This is a genomic window from Lacimicrobium alkaliphilum (genome assembly GCF_001466725.1).
Taxonomy (GTDB): Bacteria; Pseudomonadota; Gammaproteobacteria; order Enterobacterales; family Alteromonadaceae; genus Lacimicrobium; species Lacimicrobium alkaliphilum_B.
In genome coordinates, this window is record NZ_CP013650.1 from 2,888,961 (window position 1) to 2,910,066 (window position 21,106).

The 21,106-nt window shown below is 49.7% G+C and carries 14 protein-coding genes; 6 read left to right on the forward strand and 8 right to left on the reverse strand.

The genetic code is table 11. The features are described 5' to 3' along the window. Positions 1-22 precede the first annotated feature (22 nt). Positions 23-235 carry a hypothetical protein gene (locus tag AT746_RS13140; protein WP_062481018.1) on the forward strand — a complete coding sequence of 71 codons (213 nt, stop codon included), beginning with the start codon at positions 23-25 and terminating at the stop codon, positions 233-235. 361 nt (positions 236-596) lie between these two features. Here the strand turns inward: AT746_RS13140 and AT746_RS13145 are convergent, their stop codons facing one another. The 3 genes from AT746_RS13145 to guaB form a co-directional block, all read right to left on the reverse strand. Beyond that, positions 597-1,118 (reverse strand): hypothetical protein, encoded by a 522-nt coding sequence (locus AT746_RS13145; RefSeq protein WP_062481020.1) that lies wholly within the window; start codon positions 1,116-1,118, stop codon positions 597-599. Positions 1,119-1,472: 354 nt separating this feature from the next. Beyond that, a complete protein-coding gene (gene guaA / locus AT746_RS13150; protein WP_062481022.1) occupies positions 1,473-3,050 on the reverse strand; it encodes a glutamine-hydrolyzing GMP synthase in 1,578 nt (525 codons plus the stop codon). Positions 3,051-3,137: 87 nt separating this feature from the next. Then, positions 3,138-4,607 carry an IMP dehydrogenase gene (gene guaB, locus AT746_RS13155; protein ID WP_062481024.1) on the reverse strand — a complete coding sequence of 490 codons (1,470 nt, stop codon included), beginning with the start codon at positions 4,605-4,607 and terminating at the stop codon, positions 3,138-3,140. A 215-nt stretch (positions 4,608-4,822) separates the two neighbouring features. On the opposite strand from guaB, the gene AT746_RS13160 reads away from it, so the two are divergent. Next, on the forward strand, positions 4,823-5,734 hold the full coding sequence (locus tag AT746_RS13160; RefSeq protein WP_062481026.1) for a sensor domain-containing diguanylate cyclase: 912 nt from the start codon (positions 4,823-4,825) through the stop codon (positions 5,732-5,734). Here the strand turns inward: AT746_RS13160 and AT746_RS20080 are convergent, their stop codons facing one another. Then, positions 5,735-6,535, reverse strand: coding sequence for a hypothetical protein (locus AT746_RS20080; protein WP_062481028.1), 801 nt, complete (start codon positions 6,533-6,535; stop codon positions 5,735-5,737). A gap of 145 nt (positions 6,536-6,680) precedes the next feature. Here AT746_RS20080 and AT746_RS13170 point away from each other — a divergent pair, with 145 nt between their 5' ends. Both AT746_RS13170 and AT746_RS13175 read left to right on the forward strand, forming a co-directional pair. Further along, positions 6,681-8,057, forward strand: a complete 1,377-nt coding sequence (locus AT746_RS13170; protein ID WP_062481030.1) for a DUF3300 domain-containing protein — start codon at positions 6,681-6,683, stop codon at positions 8,055-8,057. Positions 8,058-8,167: 110 nt separating this feature from the next. Then, entirely contained in the window at positions 8,168-10,039 is a 1,872-nt protein-coding gene (locus AT746_RS13175) for a DUF885 domain-containing protein (RefSeq protein WP_062481032.1), read from the forward strand. Positions 10,040-10,547: 508 nt separating this feature from the next. Here the strand turns inward: AT746_RS13175 and AT746_RS13180 are convergent. Then, positions 10,548-11,291 carry a L,D-transpeptidase family protein gene (locus AT746_RS13180; RefSeq protein WP_156413697.1) on the reverse strand — a complete coding sequence of 248 codons (744 nt, stop codon included), beginning with the start codon at positions 11,289-11,291 and terminating at the stop codon, positions 10,548-10,550. A 120-nt stretch (positions 11,292-11,411) separates the two neighbouring features. On the opposite strand from AT746_RS13180, the gene alr reads away from it, so the two are divergent. Further along, on the forward strand, positions 11,412-12,497 hold the full coding sequence (gene alr, locus AT746_RS13185; protein ID WP_062481034.1) for an alanine racemase: 1,086 nt from the start codon (positions 11,412-11,414) through the stop codon (positions 12,495-12,497). Positions 12,498-12,577: 80 nt separating this feature from the next. On the opposite strand, the gene AT746_RS19665 is transcribed toward alr, so the two are convergent. From AT746_RS19665 to AT746_RS13200, 3 genes are all read right to left on the reverse strand, one after another. Continuing rightward, positions 12,578-13,372: a MurR/RpiR family transcriptional regulator gene (locus AT746_RS19665; RefSeq protein ID WP_082633273.1), complete on the reverse strand. Its 795-nt coding sequence runs from the start codon at positions 13,370-13,372 to the stop codon at positions 12,578-12,580. Between the two features lie 102 nt (positions 13,373-13,474). Continuing rightward, entirely contained in the window at positions 13,475-15,952 is a 2,478-nt protein-coding gene (gene pbp4b, locus AT746_RS13195) for a penicillin binding protein PBP4B (protein WP_062481036.1), read from the reverse strand. A 159-nt stretch (positions 15,953-16,111) separates the two neighbouring features. After that, positions 16,112-19,105, reverse strand: a complete 2,994-nt coding sequence (locus AT746_RS13200) for a carboxypeptidase regulatory-like domain-containing protein (RefSeq protein ID WP_062481044.1) — start codon at positions 19,103-19,105, stop codon at positions 16,112-16,114. A 617-nt stretch (positions 19,106-19,722) separates the two neighbouring features. Here AT746_RS13200 and AT746_RS13205 point away from each other — a divergent pair. Further along, positions 19,723-21,102 carry an NlpC/P60 family protein gene (locus AT746_RS13205; protein WP_197414257.1) on the forward strand — a complete coding sequence of 460 codons (1,380 nt, stop codon included), beginning with the start codon at positions 19,723-19,725 and terminating at the stop codon, positions 21,100-21,102. The last annotated feature ends 4 nt before the right edge of the window (positions 21,103-21,106 follow it).

Below are 21,106 nucleotides of genomic sequence, written 5' to 3' on the forward strand. Positions count from 1 at the left end.
TCATAAAAAGGGAAACATCGCTATGAATATTACTGCCGTTGCTATCGTCGCCATTGTTTGCTGGGCCATCGTAGAGCTGGTCAACTCACGTAATAAAAAAGCCCCTAAGGCGCAGGATCTTAATGCTCTGCAACAGGAACTGGCGGGACTGAAAGACAGAGTACAGACTCTGGAAAAAATCGTTATCGACGAGAACTATGATCTTAAAAAGCAGTTCGATAATCTTAAAGATTGAGTGATACCAATTATTGTATCGGGTCACCCAATCACGGCGAAAAAAAAGCCACTATTTAAGCTTAAATAGTGGCTTTGCTCGCAAATTCTAAGAACAATGGGGTATCAGTTTCCCGGACACGCCATAAATACTTCCCTGCAATCCGTTAAATCCTGTCATCCGTTAAATATAGTGCCGTCCCTGTCTTCCTAACCATCCCTGCAGACTCGTTACTGATCATCCCGACACAGACGGCCCGGGAAACTGATAACCCATCGCTTCTCAATGCAACTGACTGAGGAGTTTAGCCTCTCTGCAGGGCAAGATCTGTACGTTATCGAACACAATTGGAATGGCTGGTATCTTTACCTCAGAATAGTCCTTACAAGGTCTCAGCAGAGGTATTGACAAAGGTTTTTGCTTTTTCCTTTTCTTCTTCATTTTTACAATGGACAATCACCACCCATTTCCCCTCCTTCGCGGCGCCCCTGGTCTTATTAATCAGAACGTCGTGGTCAGGGCGAATTGAAATCAGACCTGCCAGCAAGAGCCCGGCAAACAAACCCATAATTCCAAAAGCAATAAATGTCATGAGTGGGCTGGAACTCATAAGCGGGGGCCCATAAGCACTCAGATAAGCAGCAATGAGGATACCCAGAATGAAAAAACCGCCCCCCAGAATCAGGTGGGACTTCAGCAACGTTCGTTTTATACCCCCTCGCTCGGGTTCCAGTTTCTGGCTCAGCTCACTATCATCAGGATGCACCACTTCTATCTGGTCAGGCACAAAACCTGCCTCGTTAACCAGGTTCTCTGCTGTGGTTTCAGCGGCTTGCTGGTTTTCGTAGATAGCACTTACCTTGGTGGGATATGCCTCATCAATAATTTGTCTTTTTAATGTCATATGTTCGCCTGTTCTCTCCAATCAAATGTTTCCCCGAAGAAAGTTCTGGCTTCTGAGATCTTACTCGCTTGCTGAGTAAAGCTGGGTCAACACTCTCCGGCTCTTGTTATAACCAAAGGTAGCCACATTCAGAGGGTTTTCAAGGATAAGCGGTTTAGTTAAAAGAGCACCGTTGACAGAGGGACTATCTAAAGTTTTGAGTAGGTTCTGATAGCAAAAAACAAGCTTACAAAGTAGCACGAGGGTGGCAGGATATGCTGTTAACAAGAAAAACCCAGCCGTTACGCTGGGTTATTTACTTCCACTCATCTGTTGCCACTCACTTGAGGGCATCAATCATTGTCAAACTGACGTTCACTCCCACTCAATGGTGGCCGGAGGCTTACCGGAGATATCGTAAACCACGCGGGATATGCCATTGATCTCGTTAATGATGCGGTTAGACACTTTACCCAGAAACTCATAGGGCAGATGGGCCCAACGGGCCGTCATAAAGTCGATGGTTTCCACTGCTCTTAAGCTCACCACCCAATCGTATTTACGGGCATCGCCCATCACGCCGACTGAACGCACCGGCAGGAATACTGCGAAGGCCTGACTGACCTTGTGATAGAGATCGGCCTTATGCAATTCTTCAATAAAAATCGCATCGGCGCGGCGCAGCAGGTCACAGTATTCTTTTTTCACTTCACCCAGCACCCGCACACCCAGCCCCGGGCCGGGGAAAGGATGACGATAAAGCATGTCATAAGGCAAACCGAGTTCCAGGCCTATCTTGCGCACTTCGTCTTTAAATAATTCCCTTAAGGGCTCCACCAGCTTCATCTGCATATTGTCCGGCAGGCCTCCCACATTGTGGTGTGATTTGATCACATGAGCCTTACCGGTAGCAGAGCCAGCGGATTCAATCACGTCGGGATAAATAGTGCCCTGAGCCAGCCATTTGGCATTGGTCAGCTTACCGGCTTCTTCGTCAAACACCTCGATAAAACTATTACCGATGGCCTTGCGCTTGAGTTCCGGATCGTCAACACCGGCCAGAGCATCCAGAAAGCGCCCTTCGGCATCAATTTTAATGATATTCAGGCCGAAGTGATCACCAAACATATCCATCACCTGCTTACCTTCATTCAGGCGCAGCAGGCCGTTGTCCACAAACACACAGGTCAGTTGGTTTCCGATCGCCTGATGCAGCAACATGGCGGTAACAGAGGAGTCAACTCCGCCAGAAAGGCCGAGAATGACTTCATCTGAACCTACCTGTTCACGAATACGCGCTACCGCATCTTCAATAATCGAGGCCGGTGTCCAAAGCTTTTCACATTGACAGACATCACTGACAAAATGCTCCAGCATACGCAGGCCCTGACGGGTATGGGTGACCTCGGGGTGGAATTGCACGCCATAGAATTGCTTTTCCTGATTGACCATAGCAGCAAAAGAGCAACTGTCGGTGCGGGCCAGGGTTTCAAAACCTGGTGGGACAGTGCTGACCTTATCGCCATGGCTCATCCACACATCCAGCAGCGCATTACCGTTGTCGCCGATATGATCTTCAATATTGCTCAGAAAAGGAGACTGCTTAATCACTTCCACCTGCGCATAACCGAATTCACGGATATCCGAGCCCTGCACGGCACCACCAAGCTGCGCTGCCATGGTCTGCATGCCGTAACAAATCCCTAATACCGGCACTCCGGCTTCGAAAACATAATCCGGTGCCCGGGGAGAGTCAGGCAAAGTCACAGATTCCGGGCCGCCGGAGAGAATAATCCCCTGAGGATTAAATTCACGAATCTGCTTTTCACTGACATCCCAGGCCCAGAGCTCACAATATACGCCAATCTCACGGATCCGGCGGGCAATAAGTTGGGTGTACTGGGATCCAAAGTCCAGAATCAATATGCGATGGTCATGGATATTTGTGGTCATGGCGTTTCCTGGGCCTGTTTAATTTAATAGCTATAAAAGAGGTACGCAGTGGCACCGTGCCGGCACCACTGTTTAACATTGAGATGATCAGCCCAGACGATAATTCGGAGCTTCTTTGGTGATTGAAACATCGTGCACATGGGACTCACCCATCCCGGCTGCACTGACTCTGACAAAACGGGACTTTGTACCCAGCTCGTCAATGGTGGCACAACCTGTCAGGCCCATGGCACTGCGCAAACCGCCCATCTGCTGATGGATAATATTGGCAATCGGCCCTTTGTAGGCGACACGCCCTTCAATACCCTCAGGCACCAGCTTTTCAGCATTGTTGCTGTCCTGGAAGTAGCGATCCGAAGAGCCATGATTTTGATTCATCGCCCCCAGCGAGCCCATACCACGGTAGGATTTAAAATAACGCCCCTGATACAGCTCCACTTCACCAGGTGCCTCTTCGGTTCCGGCCAGCATACTGCCCACCATCACACAGCTGGCGCCAGCCGCCAGGGCTTTGGCAATATCTCCGGAAAAACGAATGCCGCCATCGGCGATCACCGGAATCCCTGTACCCTTGAGGCCTTCAACTGCATCGGCCACGGCGGTAATCTGCGGTACACCACAGCCTGTAACAATACGGGTAGTGCAAATAGAGCCTGGGCCAATGCCCACCTTGACCGCATCCACACCAGCATCGGCCAGCGCTTTGGCACCCTCTGCTGTTGCCACATTACCGGCTATCAGCTGCAGTTCAGGATAATCTTCACGCACTCTGGTGACCCGGTCGATAACCCCCTGAGAATGGCCGTGGGAGGTATCAATCAGCAAAATATCCACCCCGGCTTCCACCAGCAGTTTGATGCGCTCATCGGTGCCTGCACCCACGCCTACTGCAGCACCTACCCGTAAACGCCCGAGCTTGTCTTTACAGGCATTGGGTTTACTTTCGGCCTTCTGAAAATCTTTTACCGTAATCAGGCCCTTAAGCTTAAAGGCATCATCCACCACCAGTATTTTTTCAATCCGATGCTCGTGCATCAGCGCCAGTACTTCATCAGAGCTGGCGCCTTCTTTCACCGTTACCAGACGCTCTTTGGGGGTCATCACATTACTGATAGCCATATCGTGGTTATTTTCAAAACGCAGATCGCGACCGGTAACAATACCGACCAGATTATTTTCGGCATCCACTACCGGAAAACCTGAGTAACCATGCTGCAGGCTGAGGGCGTTGATTTCACGGATGGTGGCATCGGGGTTGACAGTGATGGGATCGGAAACCACCCCACTTTCATATTTTTTGACCTGGCGTACGTGGCTGGCCTGCTGCTCAGCAGTCATATTCTTATGAATAAAGCCGATTCCCCCTTCCTGCGCCAGAGCGATAGCCAGACGGGCTTCACTGACGGTATCCATGGCCGCTGAAATAAGGGGGATATTCAACTCCACCTCGCGGGTCACACGGGTTTTCAGACTGGCAGTATGGGGAAGAACTGTGGAATGTCCGGGGACTAACAATACGTCATCGAAAGTCAGTGCTTCTTTTTCGATTCTGAGCATGGCAACAACACCTTTAGAATGGGGCTTTAGTTGCGGCGCAATTGTAGCCGTTTTGCCCTTTTGGGTAAACCAAATTCCACCCTAATAACACAAGTTTTTGGCTAATTACCGGATCCGGCTCAGGCAACTGGTGATTTTGTAGATCCAGGTCAAAGGTTCTGTTAACAGCTTCGTTACAATGACCACTTATAGGTAATCCCGGAGTTGCTGGAAAATTGGATATCTCATTACCCTCTGAGACTTTTAATACCCTGCTACAGGCTCTGCCCGATGCCGTCCTGATTGCAGATAATGACGGCATTATCCGCATGTGCAATGACCAGCTTGCCGGATTATTTGGCTACCCGAAACAGGAGTTAATCGGCCAGTCGGTGCATATACTGGTACCAGAAGCTCAGAGAAACCTGCATCAGGAGAAAGTAGCCCGTTATATGACCACGCCCAATCGTCGCAACATGGGCAAGCTCATGTCTCTGGCAGGGCAACGCAAAGATGGGAGACTGGTGCCAGTAGATATCATGCTCAGTCCAGTAACATTGGAGGGAAGAAACTGGGTTATCTGCTCTGTAAGGGACATCAGTGAAATAAAACGTCTGCAATCAGAACTGGAACTTGCGCTGGAAAAAGAGCAACAGCTGGCCCGCCTGGACTCGCTGACCCATATCGCCAACCGCCGCGCCTTTTACGAATTCGCAGAGAAGGAAAAGGACCGCAGTCTTCGCCATCACCTGGCGTTCACCCTGGCCTATATCGACCTGGACAACTTCAAACTGGTGAATGATCGTTTCGGCCATGATACCGGAGACAGGTTGCTAAAAATGGTGGCATCAAATATTAAATGCTCTGTACGCAGCTCGGATATGATTGCCCGCCTTGGCGGCGATGAGTTTGGCGTTATATTGCCAGAAACCGACCAACCTCTGGCCAGAAAAATGATCACCCGGCTGATTAGCCGACTGGGGGAGACGATGACTGAACATCAATGGCCGGTTACCTTCAGTGTCGGTGTATTAACCTGTTATAACGGTCATATTGCTCTAGAGGAGCTGATGAAAAAGGTCGATAGTCTGATGTATCAGATTAAGCATCAGGGCAAAAACGCAGTTAAATATTGTATTGAGCAATAGCTAATCAATTGAGACGGGCAACACATTCCTGGCCGGATTCTGAGTGAATTTTTGGTACAGCTGCGTAAACAGGTCAGTGTCACTCAGAGTATCAAGAGATGTGAGCACCTGTTTGAGAGTATTGTCCTGTAACCGGCAACAATGCTGATAGTTGGCAATCAGGGTGGTTAAACGGATGCCTTTTTGTTTCACAAGCTGCTCATCTGCCATCACAAAAAACCAGGCGCTGCCCCAATAAGCTGCCGGATACTTACCCTGTGTCAGCAGCCTGTTCGCCACCTCTGTAACGCTGTAGTCACTTTTGTACCAGCGACGGTGGGGGCCCAGTTTATCCATATACCATTGTGCAGGCGACTGTTGCAGCAAACCGGCCCGGTGCATAATCTGGTACTGCATAAAACTGGCGAACCCTTCCGCAAACCAGGCATGCCGATCTCCCAGATAGGGCAATGCCAGGTGGCTTAATTCATGATACAAGGTCCAGTCATTAATAAAGTGCTGCAGAGAAAAACGGCTGTCTACATACAAATGTATCGACTGAACTCCGGCCCGCCAGGTGTTGGCCCATGGAACAGGCTGACGGCTCTGGCGGGGATTCAGGTGCAATTCCATGGTAAAGGGATAATCACCGAATACCCTGGCCGTTTGCGTGACGCCAAAATCCAGCCATTGTGTCAGCTTTTGTTGCTGTTCAGGGGAAAATCGCTCAGCCCCTTTTACCAAATAAGTCCGCGGCAGATCTGCCCCAAACAACAAAGTGGGTAACAAAAACAAAAATCCACAGCAAAGCGATAATCTCATTCGTATTCTCTTCAAGCTGGCAGACGTCCATCATCGTTACGACGAAATCCCGGGTTCAGTTTAGTTGCAATTCAGCCAGGGTTAAGTCCTGCCCGTCTATAACTTACACATAAATTAAGCATAAACTGCGAAACCGGAGGCAATTATGCCCGTATTACCCTACTGGAAAGCCCATCTGCGTGCGCTGATTATTTTGCTGCTGACAATGGTGCTGGTGTCTGTCACACAAGCATCGGAGCCCGATGAACAGCTGGATAAGGCTGAACTTGACAGTCTGCTCGCTCCCATCGCCCTTTATCCTGATACCTTGCTGTCACATATACTGATTGCCGCCAGCTATCCGCTGGAAGTGGTGCAGGCTTCGCGCTGGCGTGAGCAGCATCAACGCCTGGACGAAAGCGATATCATCAATGCGGCCGAAGATCAGGACTGGGATCCCAGCGTCAAAGCTTTACTGCCATTCGAAGATGTGCTCACCAGAATGAGCGAGGATCTTGAGTGGACTCAGGGCTTAGGCGAGGTGTTTCTGGCCGACGAAGAACTGGTACTGGCGCGGATTCAGGTACTCAGACGCAAGGCTTATGAAGCGGGTAACCTGTATTCCAACGAACACGTAGAGGTAGAGCCCGAGCCGGAAGTGATTCGTATTGAAACGGTGCGCAAGGAAGTGGTTTATGTGCCGTATTACGACACCCGCGTGGTTTATGGTGACTGGTGGTGGGCCCATCACGCGCCACATTACTGGCATCATCCTTATGCCACCGCCTCAGTAAATATATTCTGGGGCCCGCGGATCACAGTAAGACCGTACTTTTACTTCAGTAATTTTCACTGGCGCAACCGCTATGTGGTGGTCAACAATCATCACTTCTATCAGCGCCCCAGATACTATCCCCGCCAGACGGTTATTATCCGTGACGGTAAACGTTGGCAGCATAATAATAAGCACCGTCGTGGTGTGCGCTATCAGAACCCTGTGGTACACAGAAAAATCGTCAACCAGCGCGTCAGCCTGAGCCGCGAAGCTCAGCAGCGGCCAGCCAGAGCCGTCAGCACAAAACATAGAGCAGTGAGCACAGTGCCCCGGGCTGTCAGCTCCAAAGAATCTGTCCGCCACCGCCAGGCCGTACAGAACAAGCTGCAAAATCAGTCAAAAATGCAAAAGCGGATACACAAAACTACAAATCCGGTTAAACAGAACCACAACAGTGCCAACAACGCCGTTAATTCTCATACCCGCAATGCCATCAGGCGGGCCGATGGCATGGGTCCTAAGCCTTTGCACAGGGAACACCGTGCTGCGGCACCGACAAAACAAAAATCGGCTCCTCAGCACAAGGGCAACCGCACCGAGGTCATTAATAGATCCAGGATACACAGCAAACAGCGTGCTCAAAGTAGCCCACGTCCACATAACAGCAGCCCCCGGGCTCGCCAACCCAAAGCAGTACAAAATGTGCAACAGACTAAACCAGCAGGTCATGTTCGCAATACAGACAGGCCAAGAGTGCAAAAGCACTGAGCACAAGATCTGGAGGTCGGGTAAAAGCTCAGGCTTTTACGGCCAAAGCCATGCACTTTTGCCACAAAACAGCGTAAGTTAAGCAGACTTACTCACAAAGGACATTTCCTATGTACTCAAAAAGTCTGCTCAGCTGCGTTGTTGCCATGGCGCTTACCGGTTGCCAGCCCGATTCCGGCACTCAAAAACCTGTTAATCAGGCCCAGGTCACTGACACACAACAGATACAACACCAGGATGTCAGGGCACGGATCGAGGATCAGACAACGGCGTTTCTGGCCCTTCAGCCAGCCCTTGCTACCATGCTGGATATTCCTGAACAACAAGCCGGGGGCCCCTATCATCACCGCTTACCGGATTATTCGGCAAAGGGTATGCAGGCCGTGCAGCAACAAATGCGCGATGCGCTCACATCACTGCAAAAAGTAGACCGTGAAAAGCTCGATGAAGCGACCCGTCAGCATATAGATATTGTCTCGGTGATCATGGCCTATTTCGCTGGCGATAAAGATTTTAGTGCCGGATATATTGATACCTGGGCCGGCCATCTGCCTTATATTATCAATCAGATTTCCGGACCATTGATCGATATTCCCAAACTGATGCAGGTACAACAGCCTGTTACCAACGCTGAGCAGGCAGATGCCTACCTGCAGCGACTGGAAAACCTTGAGAAGATGACATTACAGGTCATCAGCAAATTTAAAAAAGATCAGGAACAGGGCGTTTTTCTGCCCGCTAAGTTAATTCCCGGAACGCTGGACTATTTTGATCGTTTTCTGGCTCCAGAGCCTGCAGCGCATACCCTGGTAAGCAGTTTTGCAGAGCGCTTAAAAAAGGTTGATGCCTTAGCTGACCAACGCCAGGCACTTGAAGCCCGCGCCGCCGAGATACTAGCCCAAAAAATCTACCCGGCATACCGACAAGCCAGACAGGCCGTCGAAGAGTCTGCCAGCAACGCGCCACAAGGCGATGGTATCTGGGCACAGCCGGGCGGTTCAGACTTTTATCAGCATGCACTGACTTATCTGGGTGACACACAGATGAGCGCAGAGCAGGTGCATCAGACCGGACTGGATGAAGTAGACCGGATCAGTGACGAAATGGATACCATACTCACGGCCAACGGCTATGAAACAGGGACTGTGGGCGAGCGCATGGTGGCCCTTGCCAGAGAGTCTGAGTTTCTGTTCGAAGATTCAGATGAAGGGCGTCAGGCACTGTTGGATTCACTGAATGTGCAGATTGACGGCATAATGGAGATTGCCCCCTCGCTGTTCGCCACTATGCCAAGTCAATCGGTTGAAGTCAGACGTATTCCCGAGGTCTCCGAAAAAGGTGAAGCGGGCGGTTTCTATACGCCACCATCTATGGATGGCAAACGCCCCGGAATTTACTGGATTAATCTGCGCGATATGTCGGCAGTGCCAAGTTTTGGCCTTAAAACCCTGACCTATCATGAAGCAGTACCCGGACATCACTTTCAGATCGCTCTGAATATGGCCCAACAGGATATTGGGCTGATGCGTCAGAACGCCCCCTTTAATGCCTTTGTAGAAGGCTGGGCTTTATATTCGGAGTTAGTTGCCAAGGAAATGGGCATGTATAAAGACGATCCCTTTGGCGATCTGGGCAGGCTGCAAGCGGAGCTTTATAGAGCCGTGCGCCTGGTAGTGGATACCGGCCTGCATGCAAAAAAATGGACCCGCGATCAGGCCATTGATTATTTTCATACTGCTACCGGTACATCCATGACCGATGTGGTGGCAGAGGTTGAGCGCTATATGGCCTGGCCGGGGCAAGCTCTTGGTTACAAGCTGGGTATGCTGAAACTGGTGGAATTGCGGGATCTGGCCAGACAGGAGTTAGGCGAAGATTTTGATATTAAAGCCTTCCATGATCTGATCCTGTTGGCAGGCGCCCGGCCGATGAGCATCGTCGAAAACGATGTGAAAAACTGGATCGCTGAGAAGCAAAAATAACCACAGAGGCACGGACAACACAGAGACTTGAATGGTTGAAGCCGTTGCTCCCTTTCGTGTTTTTCGTGCCTTTTGTGGTCAAAAGCTTTTAAACCACTATCCACACTAAAAGCACGAAAGTTCGGATAGCCCGGATAAAGCGAAGCGGAATCCGGGGGCTCCTGCAATCCGCTTCGCTACTTGCAGGCTACAAGGGAATTGCCGTCATGCCCGAGTGCTGTTATCGGGCATCCAGCGTCCTTCTGAAAAATCAAAAAATAACCTCAGAGACCCTGAGGAAAAGGAGAACTGAACAACAGTCTGTTCTCTCTGCACCCCTGCGCCTCAGCGAGATGAAAGAGAAAAGGCTAATGATCACCCCAAGGCGCAAAGATCGCGGAAAAAACAGGGTTAAAGAGGCAATATTCTCTGCGCCCTCGACGCCTCCGCGGGTAATAGAGTTTTCAGCTACCAGTCTTCAGCTTTCAGTGTGCCAAAAACTAACAACTGAAAGCTGATGGCTGCTCGCTTAAAGCGCCGGCAGGCCCCAGGCGGACTGGTGCTTTTTGTATACCTCACCCGGCAGCAACACCATGGCGGGGTCTTCATCGGCATCCAGCCAGCGGATTAACTCATCCATCACCTCGCCCGGCATCGCAGTGCAGCCAGCGGTGGGTTTATCATCACCGCGCCAAAGATGTAAAAAGATACAGCTACCGGCTCCGGGCACATTCTGTGGATTATGAGCGACAAAAACGCCCTGACGATATAGCTCATCGCCATAATGCAGATCCCGGCGCATGCCCTCAGAGGATCCTTCTACCGCCTCTTCGCCGACGATACTGGCATCCACGATCTGGTTGTAATAGGCAGATTCATTAACATCCATACAGTAATGGCTGCCCTGCATCTGCTGGTAAGGAATCTCCAGCCCGGAAATCGCCTCATAACCAAAACCACTGGTAAGGGCGAAAATACCAGCCGGAGCTTTGCCATCACCCTCTTTTTTCTGCAGCCCCGACTGTGCAGGGTGCAAGCCGATACCCCAGGCCGAACCAGTACGACCAATGGTTACAGCGGAACTGAGTGACTGAGCCTGCCAGCCATTTTCAGTGCGCACATAAGTACGCAACTGTCCCTGAATCCCATCCCAATCATCAGTGGTCACGACCACCAGTTGCTTAACATTCTCAGGCAGTTGCCAGTTTGCCTGCGCAGGTGCAACAGCAACTGCCAGTAACCCCAGCGACACTTTCAGTAATGCGTTCAACATATTAATCCTTATCAGATTAGTGAATAATAGAATAAGCCAACAAAGAATAATCTATTATAGAATAACAAAAATATAGTAAATTAATATTCCAAGCAAGTTTTACCGGAGTTCCTCTCATATATGATGTACAGGCCAAGCTACGCCGAAATTAACCTTGGCGTTATTCGCGATAATTACCGTCTGAGTAGTCAGTTGGCTCCGGGTTCCCGGCACCTGGCTGTAATTAAGGCCAACGCCTATGGCCATGGTGCCGAACAGGTTGCAAAGACGCTGGAAGATATTGCACCGGCCTTTGCCGTAGCCTTTACTGACGAGGCCCTGTCATTACGCAAAGCCGGTATCCGCGCCCCTATATTGATTCTGGAGGGATGTTTTGGTTCACAGGAGCTGACCATTGCCGCAAAGAATAACTTCTGGGTAATGCTGCATAGCACTGAGCAGGTTGGGATGCTGGAAAAGACACACTTGCCCTCTCCCGTTCATTGCTGGCTTAAAATAGACACCGGCATGCATCGTCTGGGAATTGATCCGCTGCAGGTCACCGCAATACTGCAACGACTGCAAAGCTCCGGTAAGCTGAGCCATAAACCGGTGCTGGCCAGCCATATGGCTAACGCTGAAGAGATAAGCTGCCCCGTTAATCAAAAACAGATTGAACAGTTAAAACTGCTTGGCCAGAGTACTGACCATCCCCTCAGTCTGGCGAATAGTGCTGCGCTGATGCAGCTCCCCGACAGCCATAGTGACTGGAACCGGCCCGGTATAATGCTCTATGGCTGCTCTCCGCTAACCGAAAAATCTGAACAAATTGGACTGAGACCAGCCATGGCAGTATATAGCCAAATCATGGCCATTCGCGAATTGCAAAAGGGAGATGCGGTTGGTTATGGCGGCCATTGGAGAGCTGACCAGCCAGGCCGTATCGCTACCCTGGCGATTGGCTATGGAGATGGCTATCCACGCAGCACCGACAGCCAATGTGAGGTGTTTCTGCATGGCCAACGGGCCCGGGTAATCGGCAGTGTCTCTATGGATATGCTGGGGGTGGATATCAGCCATCTGCCGCAGGCTAAAGTAGGCGACAAAGTGGAAATCTGGGGTAAAAATTTACCGATCACAGAACTGGCGAGCAGGGTAAACACCTTAAGTTATGAATTACTGACCCGGGTTAATCAGCGCCTGCCAAGACAGTTTATTGAGGAGTGAGGAGTGAGGAGTGAGGAGTGAAATTTTAACTCAGACATTTGATTTGTCGCCATTTTTCCTCACTCCTCACGCCTAACCCTTCACTCATTATCCTGCGCGCGCTGCAGGGCAATAATCAGCATATCCATCAGGTAAGAGAGGTTAATCGCCTGGGGGGGAAGCAATAACTGAGGTACCTGGGTGTCTACCAGCATCTGCAGGGTAATGTCGCCCATGCTCGGAAGTTTGGTATCACCGTACTTGCAGATACAGATAATCTTGTTACGGTGACTGCGATTCAGGCGAATCAGTTCCTGCAGATGTTCATCGCAGTCTTCCAGACTGATAATCACCAGCACTTTATCTTCCACCACCTGATCCGCGAGCAACAAATCCAGCCGGTAATCCGCCACATGCTGAACCTGTTTACCCAACTGACACAGGCCCTGAGCCAGACGGGTTGCAGGATACAGCCCTTCGCCCAGGCCCTGCAGCTGAACCCATTTGGCTTCTGCCAATACACTGACGGCATGAACAAAGGCGTCTGAGGCTTCCACCTCGGCCAGATACTCTATTGTTTTAGCCGATTCCTCGCGGATAAAGTCGGTAATAGACTCTTTGTTCTGTTGTCTGGACAGAGGGCCATTACTGGTATTCAGCCCAATCCCCCGCGCCAGACTTTCATTCACTGCCAGCTTTAAATCCGGATAGCCACGGTAACCCATTTTCTGACTGAATTTGACCACACTGGACTGACTGACTCCCACCGCACTGGCGAGCTGCTGGGAAGAATAGTCCCTGAGCAAATGGGTATTATCCAGAATAAAATCAGCCAGCTTCTTCTCACTGGAAGAAAGATTGTCACGCATGGCTTTCATTTTCAGTAAACAGGTCAAAGGCTTTCCCTACGTTTGCGTTCTTATTATTGTTAATCTGCATAGAATACCGCTTTTTATCTCTTAGTCATCCCTGCAAGACAAATTCGACCCGAAAAGCTGTCAACGAGAAAGTACCGCTTCATAAATCAGCGAAATAATGCTGCCATAACGGCCAAGCTCAAATTCATCGCCTTTAAAACCATACAAGTCCTCTTCAAGGTCCACTACAGGCGTATGGCGGCGATTGGTCAAAAGCACAATGGCCAGATCATACTCCGGGTCCACCACTGTCACCGTGCCCGTCCAGCCGGTATGGCCGATCGCCTGAGGGCTGGCATAGGGGCCGAAATGCCAGCGGCGTTCACCATTGCCCGCCCGGCGCCAGCCAAGTCCCAGTGTAATATCCATATCCGAGGCTTTGCTGAACTGATCCAGCACAGAGGGGGCAAAAACCTGCTGCTCACCGTAGCCACCGCGATTCAGCAGCACCTGAGTGAGCACGGCCATATCACTGGCATCAGAGAATAATCCTGCGTGACCGGCTACGCCTTGCATTGCGTAATAGGCCTTTTCATCATGCACTTCACCCTGCAACACATAATCTCGGATGTTGTCAAAACTGACCCGACCGCCGCGGCTGTTGCCACGAATCTCGGTAGCCGCAAACTGACTTTTAACAAAGCCCTTTCTGAGCGGATTAAACTTGGTATTATGCAGCCCCAGTGGTTCATAAATCTGCGATTCCACATACTGATCCAGGCTCATATTGGTCAGCCGCTCTACTAACACTCCCAGTAGTAAAAAGCCGGTATCGCTGTAAACGGGCTTAATGCCACGGCCGATTTCCAGTGGTACTTCGTGAAGCAATAATTCCACTGTTCTGGCTTTGTTCTGAGAGAAGAAGGCTTCTCCAAATTTGTTATCCCTTTCGAAAAAGCGCACTTCCGGCCCGTAACCTGCAGTATGGGTCAGCAAATCCTTAACCCGGATCGCAGCTCTGCCCTGGCCCTTAAATTCCGGGATATGCCTGGATACCTTGTCGTTAAAACTCAGCTTACCCTCTGTCATCAGCTTCATCAGCGCGAAGTTAGTGGCAAACATTTTGGTATTGGAGGCCATATCAAACAGGGTGTCTTTGCTCATCGCCTGCGGCTTTGGCAGCAATCCGCCGTTATCGTCATATAACCGCTTATAGCCGTAGGCAGAATGTTTGATTACCTGCCCATCTTTGACTACCAGCAACACAGCCCCGGGGTAGCCCTGTTCGATCTCTGAATTAATCAGACTATCCAGCGCAGAAAAATCATATTTTTCACCCTCAGATGGCTGCAGTACCGGGTAAGGGATCCTGACACGAACACTGGCACCCTCAGGCTGAACGTTTTCGACGCGCAAATGATTAGTTCCGTCCCGGGTGCGCCGCGCCAGGGAATAACGGTATTGCGCATCAGGCGCAAAAGGCTGCTGTATATTAAGCTGCTCACCGTTAACATAAATTTCTGCAAATTCGGCGTCCTGGCTGTCGATGATGATCTCGCCCTCGCCTGCATAAGCCTTAAACGCCTTTCGATCATTCACCAGCTTGCGCTCACTGGGTTCCGGCTCAGGGAACAGGCTGTCCACCTGCCCCAGTGGTTCTGCAAATTCAGCCTCCGGTTCGGCTATTTGTTCTTTGTTGTAGCGCTCCATTAATGACGTGAGTCGTTCAGGGAAATACTTATCAATCAGGGCAAACAAGGTAGCTGCGGTTTTATCCGAGGCCTCACCACTGACATGCCAGGGCAAAAAGTGCATCTGAAAGGCAGACAGAGTATCCAGTGTCTGTGCATCCATACGACCCGTTTCTTCAATACCATATCCGTAGGTTCTCAGTGCTGCCTGTACTAAACCTAATGAAGGTGGGGCCTTGGTAAATTGCTGCCAGTAATGGTTGACTGTTTCATTGTCATACCAGGCACCAATCCCCTCTTTATAGAGTTGATACCAGGGGAATCTGGGGCCAGGATCGTTTTTACGGCTGGGGGTAATATCCGAGTGGCCCACCACCTGGGTCGGGCCGATATCGGGATGACGCTCAAGAATCGCTTTTGACAGCTTCACCAACAATGCGATTTGCTCAGGGTCATAGTCAGGGAAAATACACAGCCTTCCGTCACCGTGCTCATTGCCATTAAAGGGATCGCTGAAATGGTGACCCATCTCGCGCTCACACTCAGGCACATTGACGATTTCGATGCCGATCGACTGATCGTTGAGGTCATTACGCCCCTGCCAGTAACTGCTGCCGGCATGCCAGGCCCGGTGCTGCTCATCGACCAGTTGCAATACTTTTAGTTCATCGTCGGGGTAACTGTCATCGAAGCGCTCAGGAATCAGATAATGGGAGCTGACATAAGGCCCTTTCACCAGGGCATTCACCGATCTCTGATAGTCAATGGCGGTAAAATGCATCACCAGAAACTGCACTCTGTGGTTGTAGGATTTTGAAGGCATCTGCTCGATAGGCAGACTGGTGCAGCCAACCAGTAGTGTCAGCAACAGAATATTTACTAAAACAAAAGGACGTAACAGGAAAAAAAACACAGGCTCTAATTTCATCAACCTCAGTATCCGAATTATCTAATTATCTGGGAAAAGCACTCTTTAACCTAATATAAAAAATCCCCGCACGAATGCAGGGATTAAAAAGGCAACTCCTCTATTGCGGAGTAAAACCTGATGGCAGTCCATTGCCTACACAACACCACATGTTGATGCTCAGAACTCAACCGCCACTGACAATTGCAGTCTGCGCGGATTGTAGAAATTACGTGATTCGCCAAAATTCTCCGAAGTCACAAAAGGATTCGGATTATAGCCGGTCTGGCGGTCAAACACGTTAAACAAATCGGCCCGGAACTGCGCTGTGAACGTATCTGTCAGACGGACGTCCTGAGTATAGTTCAAGTCCAATTGCCAGTGGCTGGCCGTGCGACGACTACCCGCCGGTTCGCCATAGCGACTGGTAGACGACACTGTACTTGCATAACCATAATAGGTCGCATCCCAGGCTTCCCATGGATGACCGGACTGATACACCAGATAGGCACCAATATTGGCATTCCAGTCTGTGGTGTAGTAACCAAAGGCCTTAAACAGATGCGGTTTGTCGCCTCTGAGCTTACCGTAACGGTTATCCCAGGGCAGACGACCCGGGCCGTCACCGTAGAAAGACGAGCCGATAAAGGTATTGGCATCATTAGTGGTAGTGGTATTGTCCTGGTCAAAGTTACCGTAGTAATGGCTCCAGACGTACGAGGCATTCAGGTAGGTACGATCACCCTGCCATTCCGCTTCCAAACTGAGTTCCCAGTATTTGGTTTCACCACCATCCACTTCGGCAATCACATAACTTGAACCACTTATTTCATCGCGGATTGCATCCAGATTATCCACATACAAGCCTTTGGCTGCTATATGGTCGGGTACAGAACTGTTGCCGTAAGTACCGTATAAACGGGCATTATTTGGCATATCTTCCCAGAAATTGGTGCCTTTACGATGACGGGCATGAGCCCGTAAGAAGAGATTATTCGATACTGCTTTGGTAGTACCTATAGTAATCTCATCGATACGCCGGGGCTCAAGATCATCGGCAAAGACCTTACCGGATGAACCGCCTCTTGGCTCGGAATCGATATAATTACCGTCTTCATCGAAATAAACATCCAGTTGTGCCAGTGCCGATCTGTCCCAAGATGCGGCCCGGGCCAAGGAGCTGGCCTCGGGGTTATAGCTGGCAAAGTTAGCAAATACGGTGTTACCCGCTTCGTATTCCCAGCTTACGCCCAGTCTTGGCTGGATCATATCCTGCCAGTCCACCGTATACATCTTGTATTTATGACCCGGCGCCTGCTCGTAACCCGAAACTGTACCGGACTTGGGACGTAGGCCCTGACCGTAGAGTTCATCCTGACTGATCAGTACACCCACATTAAAGGTAAAGTCCTGATACTCAATGGTGTCATTAATCTCTAGGTTATAGGCCTTGGCCGAGGAGCTGATAGACGGTACCGCAACATCAACGCCACTACCAAAGCTGACCCGCTCGGTAATACTGCGATAATATATAGGTGTACCATCCGGCGCCTCTTCCAGCCCGCCGATATATTCAAAAGAGCCCCAACCATTGGAGAAACGACTCAGATCTTCTTCAATTTCTGAGTACTTAAAGCCCACATGCAAGTTATGAAAGGCATTGCCGATCTCAAATTCATGATCCAGTGCCAGTTCAAAGGTATCTCTGTAGAAATCCTGATTATTGAACTGGAAGTAACCACCGACACCGCCGCCACCAGCAGGATTACCGTCATCACCGATATAACCATACTGGTTAATCAAAGCTTGCGCACCCGCATTAAAACCAGGCTCATCATCCCTTAGCGAAGGAACATTGAAGTAACCCATCTGGTCGAGATTGGCCAGATCCAGCGAACCACCTATGGTAGGTGTTACACTGAGCTGATTATCCGGCGCATCGCCTCCAACCAGCTCAAAAGTGTTATAGCTGAAACTCAGAGTCGTGAAATCGTCAATCAGCCAGGAACCATCAATGGTGAAAATATCCTGTTCTGATGTTCCCCCAACTGAAACGCTGTCAGTTTCGAATTCGCCGATCGAATTTCCTTCAATAGTTCTGTCAGAAGTACGCAGACTGGCATTAAACAGCAGGTCATCGGTGGGTGCCCAGGTCAATTTACCAAAATATTCATCGCGCACATTACGATAATCTTTGGCCGGCCCATAGCGGGTTTCCGTATTCGCGCCTTCTTCTTCCGGGCGGTAATAGGATACATAGAAGAACAGTTCATCTTCAATCAACGGGCCACCCAGGTTGGCGGTGATCCAGCTCTCGTCAGTTTCACGAATTACACCAACATCCGGCGTACTTCCGAAATTGGCGTTTTGTAACTTGTATTCCACCCGGCCCTTAAACTCGTTGGTACCGGACTTAGACGTGGTATTAATCGAAAAACCACCTGAGCGGTTAAAGCCCACAGCTTTGGCGCCACCGCGGTCCATCGATACATTCGCCACATCATGGGTGGATGGCTCAGAGGCCAGGTTACCAAACAGCGGCAGTGAAACATCCACACCATCAAAGCCATATTTATTGTCCTGACCGGAACCGCCAGCTGACGGACCACGTGTAGAATTCTGAGAAAATTCCACACCAGGCACCAGTTTTAAAAGGTCACGATAATCCTGCCCTACTGGTACGCCAGTAACCACATCATCCCCTAATGAATTGGTCAGGGACGAGTCCCCCTGACGCACAATCAGGCTGCCGGTGATGGTAATCACTTCGGTATCGGCCACGGAAGGATCACGAGCCTGCAGCGGAACGGTAATATTGGCGGTCTGATCCAATAATACCCGGACATTCATCGTACTCCGGGTGCCATCTTCCGCAGTAAAAGTCAGTTCATAATTACCCGGTAACAATGCCGGTAAATCAAAGCTACCGTCAGCCTTGGTAGTAGTAGAACGTGGTCTAGGCATCGCATCACCGCGAGCGGTGACGGTTACACCGGCAACGGCATCACCGGTTACCTTGCCCGTAATACCACTGGTTTGTTGGGCTACGGCAGGAGCCACGATCATCGAGCTCGCTAACACAGCAGCCGATACTGTTGTAACGGGCGCGCTGAGTGCGCCACGCATTGCCATTACAATGCGCTTTTTAGCAAAAGCTATATCTTTGAGTTTCATAGTTTTCGGTATCCCTGGATCAGTTTTGCTTACTTTTAGTTCAACACTTGTGAGTTTGTTTTGTTGCTGGCTTTTTAGCCAGTCATTACTAAACCTATCACTCTTTTAGCCAAAAGAAAATATTTTATTCCTTAATCATAAAAGCAAAGGAATAAGCTCTTCATATTTCCCCTGTTGAACAGGTTCCAATCCATCGTCCTCTGCTATCAACCTGCCAACTGCTAACGCTCATAACAACCGACACTTAATCCCTTATCCTGACTAGCCTTAGCATAGGTTTTCAGCACCCTCTTTCAGGCTATGTCTAACAGAAGTGTAGCAGTTATCCGCAATATTGTATTAGCTAAAAATTCATAGAATAATAATTTATTATTGATTTAATGTTGATATGCAATAATATTCCTTCATACTTTTTAAACCCTGATGTCGTGAGCCGATGTCACTCAGAGCTGCCTGTACAACAAGGGCTGGATAAATGAGTTTACAGCCACAGGACTTTAACTAAGGTCGGGCGCGGATAAATAGCTGCCAGGACTCACTGAGCCTGTTGGCAATTGATATACTGGTGTTTGCCCTACATGGTCAACAACCCGAAATTTCACTTAACAAGAGTCATAATGAAATTATCGTCTTTACTGCTTATCACCACGACATTGTTGTTATCAGGCTGGCCAAACGCCCTGTCAGCCATGATTACGGATGTACCGGAAATCTCTGCCCGGCATCTTGATGCCCAATACTGGATTGATAAAACAGACCACGCCGATACCCCTTTGCTGACACCAAAAGCAATAGAACATCTCAATCAGAATACCTTCAAACAGCAGAGTGAGCTGGTTCAATTAGCTGAGTTGCCGGCACAATACGCCAAATCGCAGTTGCTTGAGATGATCAACAAGGTCAGTTCAGTGCCGGCCTATGAGCGCTTTTTTGCAGATGGCCGCCAACTTAGCGAGAAAGACTATACCCGCTATCGGAATAATATGAATCTGGACGGATTAAAGCAGAGTAATACCCTTCGTTATGCTCTGGTCACCAACCGCACCACCATGCGCCGATTCCCCTCACATGACAAAGCCTATAATGCTGAAATGGATCCGGACATCGACCGCTTTATCGAAACCGGTCTGTTTCCCGGCGATGCGTTGGCCGTTTTGCATCAGAGCAAAGACGGCAAGTGGTTATTGGCTCAGGCCTATCACTACCTGGCCTGGATTCCGGCTGAGGATGTCGCCATTGGCAGCAAAGCGCAAGTGCTTGGCTTTCGCCAGACAGAATCGTTTGTGGTGGTAACAGGTGCTAAAGTGTTCACTAACTACAACCCCGAGCTGCCACAACTTTCCGAAAAGCAACTGGATATGGGTGTGCGTTTACCCTTACTCGACAACCATCAGGTTGACCACAGTCTCTACGGCCAGAACCCCTATACCAGCTATGTAGTCAGTCTGCCTTATCGTGAAGATGATGGCAGCCTGAGTATAAAACCGGCACTCATCAGCAAAAATCAGGATATCAGCACAGGTTATCTGCCCTTTACCCGCGAGAATATTATTCGTCAGGGTTTTAAATTTCTCGGTGAACGTTATGGCTGGGGTCATGACTATAATGCCCGCGACTGTACCGGATTTGTTTCTGAGGTATACAGGACCTTTGGTATATTGATGCCAAGAAATTCGGGCCAGCAAGGCAAAGGCCAGTATGGAATTAATCAGCACTTTGATGCTAATGCCGCTGAACAGGATAAGTTAGCCGCAATTACGAATATGGATGTTGGCGATCTTGCCTATATTCCCGGCCACGTGGTGATGTATTTAGGGAACGACAATGGAAAGCCCTATGTTATCCATGATGTGCATGGCATGTCTTATCTGGATAAAGATGAAAATTACTACAAGGGCATACTCAATGGCGTGTCCGTTACTCCGCTTTTACCCATGCGCTTGTCGGAATCAAGCAGCTATGTGGATAAAATTTACACTATCAAGTCTATTCGCTAAGGGA

Bases quoted from the DNA above. Each gene is read 5' to 3' on its own strand.
- AT746_RS13140 (WP_062481018.1), top strand. From the start codon at position 23: ATGAATATTACTGCCGTTGCTATCGTCGCCATTGTTTGCTGGGCCATC.
- AT746_RS13170 (WP_062481030.1), top strand. From the start codon at position 6,681: ATGCCCGTATTACCCTACTGGAAAGCCCATCTGCGTGCGCTGATTATT.
- alr (WP_062481034.1), top strand. From the start codon at position 11,412: ATGATGTACAGGCCAAGCTACGCCGAAATTAACCTTGGCGTTATTCGC.
- AT746_RS13200 (WP_062481044.1), bottom strand. From the start codon at position 19,105: ATGAAACTCAAAGATATAGCTTTTGCTAAAAAGCGCATTGTAATGGCA.
- guaB (WP_062481024.1), bottom strand. From the start codon at position 4,607: ATGCTCAGAATCGAAAAAGAAGCACTGACTTTCGATGACGTATTGTTA.
- AT746_RS20080 (WP_062481028.1), bottom strand. From the start codon at position 6,535: ATGAGATTATCGCTTTGCTGTGGATTTTTGTTTTTGTTACCCACTTTG.
- AT746_RS13145 (WP_062481020.1), bottom strand. From the start codon at position 1,118: ATGACATTAAAAAGACAAATTATTGATGAGGCATATCCCACCAAGGTA.
- AT746_RS13205 (WP_197414257.1), top strand. From the start codon at position 19,723: ATGAAATTATCGTCTTTACTGCTTATCACCACGACATTGTTGTTATCA.
- AT746_RS13180 (WP_156413697.1), bottom strand. From the start codon at position 11,291: ATGTTGAACGCATTACTGAAAGTGTCGCTGGGGTTACTGGCAGTTGCT.
- AT746_RS13175 (WP_062481032.1), top strand. From the start codon at position 8,168: ATGTACTCAAAAAGTCTGCTCAGCTGCGTTGTTGCCATGGCGCTTACC.
- guaA (WP_062481022.1), bottom strand. From the start codon at position 3,050: ATGACCACAAATATCCATGACCATCGCATATTGATTCTGGACTTTGGA.
- pbp4b (WP_062481036.1), bottom strand. From the start codon at position 15,952: ATGAAATTAGAGCCTGTGTTTTTTTTCCTGTTACGTCCTTTTGTTTTA.